Here is a 7,917-nt window from a genome sequence, read left to right as displayed (position 1 = left end):
TACATGTTAACCATAATTTGAGAAATGGCGAAAAAGTTTGAAACCGAAATAGTGAAAACTAAGGAATTCAATAAAACCATTAGAGTTGTGTTTGGAATTCTATATTTTATTTCAACATTTTATATTTTTATTTATGATAGAGAAAGCCAAAATATCTATTTGTGGTATCTAGCTTTAGCGATTTATTTGTTTGGGGCATATTTTTTATTTGGTCAATTCTTAATCAAACCAAAAAGAATTGGAAAATTAACGATCTCTACTCAAAGAATTGAATTTAACGTAAATGATGAAAATGTAAGTATTCCTTTAAATGAAATTGAAAATGTTTTTCTGAGATATATGGACTATGGAAGTTGGAAAACACACTCAATTTATGGAAACAAAAACTACTTGACAATAACAGAAAAGTCAGGAAAAAAATATGACTTTGAAATACTCTTAAGAAGTAAAGATTCTAAAAACAATCTAAAAGAGATATTGAATGGTCCGGAGTTTTATGAAAAATTTGATATTGTAAAAGTTGGAAATTCATTTACTGAATTTTAAAAACTATTAGAGAGCACTATAAGTCCCTCTATTTTTTAGAAGACCGTTTTCAAATTGAAAACGGTTTTTTTGTTGATTATTGAAGGATTGAAAAATTTAAAAACTCACACAATTCAAGAAATGAACAGTTAATGAAATTGAGATTTCTCTTCAGCTCCGCCTCATTCGAAATTGTAAAGGTTAACTAATTCGTTGACATTTTTGGTTAAAAATATTAGGAGCTACACCGTCTAAACTTTGGTGTGGTCTTTCTTGATTGTAATAATAAATATATTGCAATATTTCTTCTTTCAGGTGTTCTTTAGATTCAAAATAAGTTCCATGAATTAAATCTTCTTCAATTGTTCTCCAAAAACGTTCAATTTTTCCGTTGGTTTGTGGTCTATAAGGTTTAATATATCTATGTTTTACTTCTAACTCAGTTAGCATTCTTTCAAAAGGATGGCCTGCTTTAGATTTGCTCTCTTTTTTACCAAACTCAGAACCATTATCAGTTAAAACTTCCTTGAACTTAATATTATAATGATTGGCGAGAATATTAAAGCTTCTAAGTCCAGAAAACATAGTCGTTAATGCTGTTAAATCTTCTGTTAATTCTACCCAAGCAACTCGAGTACAAGAATCTATAATGCCATATAAATAGTAGCGTTTCTTAGGTTCTGAATTAACAATTCCTTTAGGCAAGTAATGAGTATCAATATGACCCAATTCTCCTGCTTTCTTTTTAATGATTTTTCTTTTGTTTTCAACCATTTTTGGATTTAATCTATTTACACCGTGTCGTTTTAATATATTATAAACACCAGAAGGTGTGGGTGTAAATTGCTTTAATTTAGGTTTTAAAATACAACTAATCTCATATTTATTATTGCCTTGATTTCTTAAAGCTAATACTTTTCGTTCAATAAAAGGTAATGGTCTTCTAGTTTTCCATTTGGGACCTCTTTTTCTAGGCAATAAATCTCTTTGGTTGCCACTTTGTTTGAAACGATTGTAATACTTTAAAAAAGTACGTCGGTCTGTACTATTGGCTTGGTAAAATTCTTTTACAAAACGATAACGTGGATGTGTGTTGTTTTTTACTTGTTCATACTCACTTATCAAAAATTGATACTTTTGTAAATAACTTCGAACTAGGGTTAAATCATCTGTATTTATACGCATAACAAAATATACAATTTTGTCAATGAATTAGTTAACCTTTACAGAAATGACAATTCGTTACGGTATTGTGTTTTAGAAGAATAATTAGTCATTTCGAACGTAGAGAGAAATCTCATGTCGCTTTTCACACTTCAACACTTCAACGAATCCACGATTAAACAATTCGCCATTTCAAGAAAATAGATTTCTCTTCGGCTACGCCTCATTCGAAATGACAATTCGATGCAGTATTATATTTTGGAAGAATAGTTAGTCATTTCGAACGCAGAGAGAAATCTCATACCGCTTTTCACACTTCAACGAATAAACGTTTAAACAATTAAACAATTCCACAATAAAACAACATTTTGCTGAAATAAGAAGAATTTCAGCAAATGTTAATTTCGCCGATAACCCAAAAATACAATGAACGCATAGTACTCTTGCTGTATTTTTTCTATTCTAACAAAAAGTAAGAAACTGTTGAAAACTCTGTCATTGTTACTCTTACATGTAAATTTTAGATTTTATACTATGTTTTTACATTATTTATTAAAAGATAATTCTTACTTTTGAATAAAAGAAAATAAGGTATCATTTATATTAATTTGTTTAATGATATTGCTTTTCTGCCTACATGTAAGTTGGTAGCTTTGTCCTACTTACCCAAAATTAATATTCTATCCCCCATTATTAATGTACTGAAAATGAATGCGTAATGCTTTAAATTAAAGTGTTAGGTGTTTGTTCAATTTGTTGTATATAAACATGTTGACGATTTTTTAATGCGATTTTTCGTATTAAAATTTAAACAGAATATTTAAAAAGACTAATCAATAAACAGGATAAAATAAAGTCTATGAAAAAGAAATTACTTATTTTATTTATAAGCATTCTTACGGTTGGTGTTGCCATAGCAACTATTGCAACTACAAACTTAATGCCGCGAATGTTACCTTCTATGTTTGCGTTTACAATGACTGTAGATGCAGGTACAGAACCTTGCTTTGGAGCAGGAGCCGATGTTACAGTTAATATTACAGAAACAGAGGTTGGAGCAGAGTTTAGTTTTGCCGTTTTTAATGACACTGCCCCTACGGTGCCAATTATTATTGAAGACGAAACAGCTACAGGCGAAACTTTAACATACCTAATTGAAGATCTCGCAGTTGGCGATTATACCATAGAAGTTACTGAAAATGTTGGTGGTGTTGAAAGTGTTAACACTGCTACTTTCTCGGTTGTTAGAGATGTAGAGGCTTTAGATTTTTCGCTTTCAGATGAATTACTTTGCGACGGAATAGAGTTAACAACCACTGTTACTGCCAGTGAAGGTGCATTGTTTGAGTTAAGACTTAATGATGGAAGCACGGCTGTTTTAGAAAGTAATACCACGGGGGTGTTTTCTGGTTTGGAAGGAGAAACTTCCTATGAGGTTACTGTAACCGATCCTTGTGGGACCACTAGGGTAAGAACTTTTACTACCAGAGCCGATTTAATAAACACAGATAATATGTTTTGGAGATTGGTAGTGTATGCACCTGTAAACTGTAACGAAGCTCCTTATTTATTACAAGTTCGTGGAAATACTCCAGCAAACATTGCTGCTTACGGACAGTTGATGGTTCCGTATACGTATACAGTAACTATAGAGAACCCAAATGATGCTGCTAACCCAACGGTTATTACAGGGACTACAGAAAGTGGTAATATCCTAAATAATGAATTGCAACCCTATTATGTTAACGGTATTTGGGATGTAACCATAGAAATAACCGATGCCTGTGGAAATACACAAACAACAACACAAACCATTAACCGTACTAATTCTGATCAAGGAGGGTTGGATGTTAGAGATTTACCAGGAGTATGTGGAGGAGAATATATTTGGTTTTATAGCGCAGATATAAAAGTAATTCCACCATATCGTTTGGTCGTTGAAGATTTTACTAATACTGAATTTATACCTGAAGATTATGGCTTTACTTATGACGCTACGCTAGATGCTTATGTAAGAGAAGTAAATGAAGGTGATACTTCTACTGGACCTACTCGTTTAATTGGAGATAACGAAAATACTTTGCCGGAGGGAGATTACACAATAAAAGTTTTAGGAGAGTGTGGAACAGGTACAGTATCTAGAACGTTGACTATTGATGATCCAGATAAACATTTAGTAATTTATCAAACACGAAATAATTGTGATGGGAATACTTCTGTACGGATACATTCCAATACACTAACGACTGCAGAAGTAAACAATATGAATAATGGTAATTATAATCCAGAAAGAGATTATACAGCAGTATATGAAATTACCTCTGCCAAACTTATTTCATTTCCATCAGATTATACTGGGGCGATCGATTTTAAAGTGACAGATATACAAACACATCCTATAGCTGGTTATCAATATACTTATGCTGCCGTACAGGATTTAACATTAGGTACATATACAATAGAAGCAGAAGTTTGTGGAGAAACCATCACCCAAAGTTTTGAAGTAGAGGAATTGCCTATTGGAGAGGTGGATTATACGGTAAATCCCGATTGTGGGTCGTTTAGTGTAGATGTTGATTTTAGGTATAATTTAGCTGTACCTCAAGTTTCATTACAATACTATAACGAAGAAACAGGAAGATGGGGAAGGACTAGCGACGGGTTTTCAAATGCAAATAATGATGAGTTTTATTATAAAACACTTATTGTCCAAGGAAACCAATCTGAACGTGAAACTTTTACTGAAGAGGTAAGTGGTTCCATTGAAAATCTTACTTTAAGCGGCAGATATAGAATTGTTTTGACATCTAGATATTATTCTACAGATGATATAAGTGGAATTCCTGGCTCAAACGCTAATGGTTTTTTAGATGTATGTAATCAAGTCCTCGATGAATTTGAGTATTACGATACACCCCAAGTAAAAGATTATTATGTGTTTCAATGTCTAGATGGTACTACCACAGCGGTAATCGATGCTTCAGGGGTAGAGCCTATTAGTTATTCTATAACTGCCTTTAACGGAGAAGCGCTATCTGTAGATAATGGTACTTCTCCTGTGTTTGAAGGTTTGGAGTCTGGACTTTATACATTTGAAATGTTGGATAACTGTGGAAATATCTTTGAATTTAGAGCAAATACTTCCGCAGAAAAATTACCACGTATCCGTGCAAATAATTTATGTGAAGACGAGTCGGGTTCTCTGTATCTAAACGGACTTACGTTTATGGATATCAGTTGGACCAAAGGCACCGATCCAACCGTATTAGCTACGGGGAATACATTAACTTTCGATGCTTTCGATCCAGCTACCGATGTTGGCGAGTACTTTGCAACTATTTCATATCCTGGTAGTAGTACCGATTGTGCAGATGCGGTACTTTCATACAATATAACTGCAGAGAACACTACCAATCCAGAGGCGGGAACAGGACAAACCGCTACCATCAGTAGGGAAGATGTTGGGGATATGGTCGATTTGTTTGATTATATCGATGGCGATTATGATGCTTTTGGATATTGGGAAGAAACCACAGCGACTTCGAGCGAAGGACTTATTTACGATTCTGAAAATTGGGATATTAGTGAAGTGCTCGATGGAACTTATACTTTTTTATATACTGTTGAAGGAGGATGCTCTGGTAGCGATACTACAACAGTAACCTTAACAATTAATTCTTGTCAAGAAAAAACATCTGTAATATCGGATGCTGTGTGTTCAAACGCAGGTACTTTTTCAGATGAAGCCGATGATTATATTACTTTTTCGGTAATGCTAGACGGTACTTTAGATTATATAGCAGCTCCTTATACGTATGCTGTAACAGCTTCGCAAAGTGGAGATGCTGTAGAAGTATACACACAAAATAATGATGGTGCTTTTGAAATTGCTGATGAGAATAATTACGGAGAAGAAGTCTTTTTCAGAATATACCACGGAGCGCTTGTAGATAAGGCTTCCGATTTTACAATTACCGTGACAGCCAACGGCGATTGTGTAAATGTAGAAACTTTTACCTTGGCAAATCCAGGGACTTGTTCAGAAACTTGTGAAGGTGAAGCAACAGGAAATGTAGTTGCCTATACTTCGTATTTAGAAAGAGATGCTAATTTTAGTACGCCAGTAAACGTTACACTTCCAAAGTTTGATGAGAGTTTTGGACGTACCTTGACGAAGGCAGAAATTGTTTACGATATTGATATTATTGGAGGATATATTATAGAAAATGGAAATACTGCTGAAAGTGATTTTGAACCTAGTACTAGGTTTACATTAACATTTGAGGCTTCAAATAATGGTACTGTTATAAATACCTATTCCGATGTGATAGATGATACCGTGCCAATAGACCCTATAGACATTCCTGCTGGAATATCAGTTCCTGCGGAGGGTCGTTGGCTTGGAGATTCAGGTGGTTTTACTATATCTGGAATGAATAGGGATTATCCAGAGGTTATAGACAATTTAATGTTAGGGTATGACCCTCAATTAAATCCAAACTGGGTAACAAATTTAACTGGTGATGAAACGGATGATGATGATATTGCCGTAGTTCAAAATAGAATTACAAATACGGTTACGCAAGAATTTACTACAGCAGCCGACTTAGCTAATTTTATCAACGATGGGAATTTAATAGACATCAGTATTAGAGCAGTAACTCGTAATGGTGTTTTTGGATCTGGTTCATTTACTTCTACTCCAAGAAGTTCTATTCAAGTTAAAACCACAGTGCAATACACTTACGATGAAAACTGTTGTGTGGAGCCAGTTTTAACCATAGGAAATTTAACTTGCGATACTGCAGGGTATACAGTAAGCTATACTTCTAGTGCTACAGATATTTCTGCCAATGCAGGAACAGTAGATACAGCTACAAGAACAATTACAGATGTTCCTTTTGGTACCACATTGGTTGTTACAGCAACAAATGGTATAGATTGTACTACAGAGAGTACTGTTGAAATTCCAGCAACTTGTCCTACTACTTGTGTGCAGCCAGACTTATCAGTCGGGCAAGCAGTTTGTGTAGGCGGAGGCGACTATACAGTTGCTTACACAGAAACAACCGCCGCAGTACTAACAATTACAGGTGGAGTTGATAACGGAAATGGAACCATTACAGGAACCGTAGGAACCGATATGGTTGTTACAGCAACAAATGGCGCTTGCGAAACGGTCATTACCATTGCAAGTCCAGCAAATTGCGACGATCCTTGTGATAATGTAGATGTAAGTGTAGGAAGAGGAATTTGCGCAGCCGATTTATTATCGTATTCAATTCCTTATGTAGCTAGTGAAGGTGCTACAATTACAGTGAATAGTGGTACAGTTGATGCTGCAAATAATATGATTGTTGATATTCCAATTGGAACCGATGTATTTATTACAGCGAGTAATCCTAATTGTGATTTCGAGCAAACAGTAAGCGCTTTTGCACCAAACGAATGTCGTGAAGAATGTCAAGATCCTGTCTTAACTGTAAGCGATTTAGTGTGTAATGTAACAACGTACTCATTAACATATATAAGCGACGGAGAAACAATTACACCAAGTGCGGGTACTTTGGATGCTACAACTAATACAATTAATGATATTCCTTTTGGAACTACATTAACAATTACAGCTCAAAACGGAGATACGTGTATAACAGAAACTATTGTTGAGATTCCTACGGAATGTCCAACAACCTGTGTATTGCCAGATTTATCGGTAGGTCAAGGATTCTGCGACGGTGTAGGTTCTAGCACTTATACAGCAACTTATATAGAGAAAACAGGAGCAGTTATTGTTATTGATGGCGGAACAGATAATGGAGACGGAACTTTAACAGGAACCGTTGGTACCGATATTATAGTGACTGCAGTAAATGGTGCTTGCGAAACTTCAATTACCATTGTGTCGCCAGATGATTGTTCAGATCCATGTATCAATCCAAATGTAAGTATTGGAGGTACAGTTTGTTCAGATGATTTATTAACATATGATGTTCAAATAGCAGTGGCAACAGGAGTTGTTATTACTTCTTCGGAAGGAACTCTGAATGCTGAAAGTACTGCAATTGAAGGAATAGATACAGGAACCCCAGTAGATATTACAGCTACATTTAGCGGATGTACTGACCCTAAAACAGTAACCGTAAACTCTCCTGAATGTCCAGAATTATGTCAAGAACCAATTTTAACGGTCGGCGATTTAAGTTGTGATACAACAGGCTATACGGTAAG

The 7,917-nt window shown here is 34.9% G+C and carries 3 protein-coding genes; 2 read left to right on the top strand and 1 reads right to left on the bottom strand.

Features of this window, described 5'->3' with window-relative positions; translation table 11 throughout:
- The first annotated feature begins 24 nt into the window (after nt 1-24).
- Nucleotides 25-546, top strand: a complete 522-nt coding sequence (locus tag JMA43_RS13740; protein WP_342157283.1) for a hypothetical protein — start codon at nt 25-27, stop codon at nt 544-546.
- Nucleotides 547-726: 180 nt separating this feature from the next.
- Here JMA43_RS13740 and JMA43_RS13735 read toward each other — a convergent pair whose 3' ends face one another.
- The gene (locus tag JMA43_RS13735) at nt 727-1,710 is read right to left on the bottom strand and encodes an integrase core domain-containing protein (protein ID WP_342157282.1); all 984 of its coding nucleotides are present in this window, start codon (nt 1,708-1,710) and stop codon (nt 727-729) included.
- 838 nt (nt 1,711-2,548) lie between these two features.
- Here JMA43_RS13735 and JMA43_RS13730 point away from each other — a divergent pair.
- Nucleotides 2,549-7,917 (top strand): hypothetical protein (locus tag JMA43_RS13730; RefSeq protein WP_342157281.1); only part of this gene is annotated, 5,369 nt, incomplete at its 3' end.

The sequence above is a fragment of the Joostella sp. CR20 genome (genome assembly GCF_038433465.1).
Classification (GTDB): Bacteria; Bacteroidota; Bacteroidia; order Flavobacteriales; family Flavobacteriaceae; genus Galbibacter.
This window is presented reverse-complemented; position numbering and strand designations above follow the sequence as displayed.

Coding starts and splice junctions, on each gene's coding strand:
- JMA43_RS13735 (WP_342157282.1), bottom strand. CDS start 1,710: ATGCGTATAAATACAGATGATTTAACCCTAGTTCGAAGTTATTTACAA.
- JMA43_RS13740 (WP_342157283.1), top strand. CDS start 25: ATGGCGAAAAAGTTTGAAACCGAAATAGTGAAAACTAAGGAATTCAAT.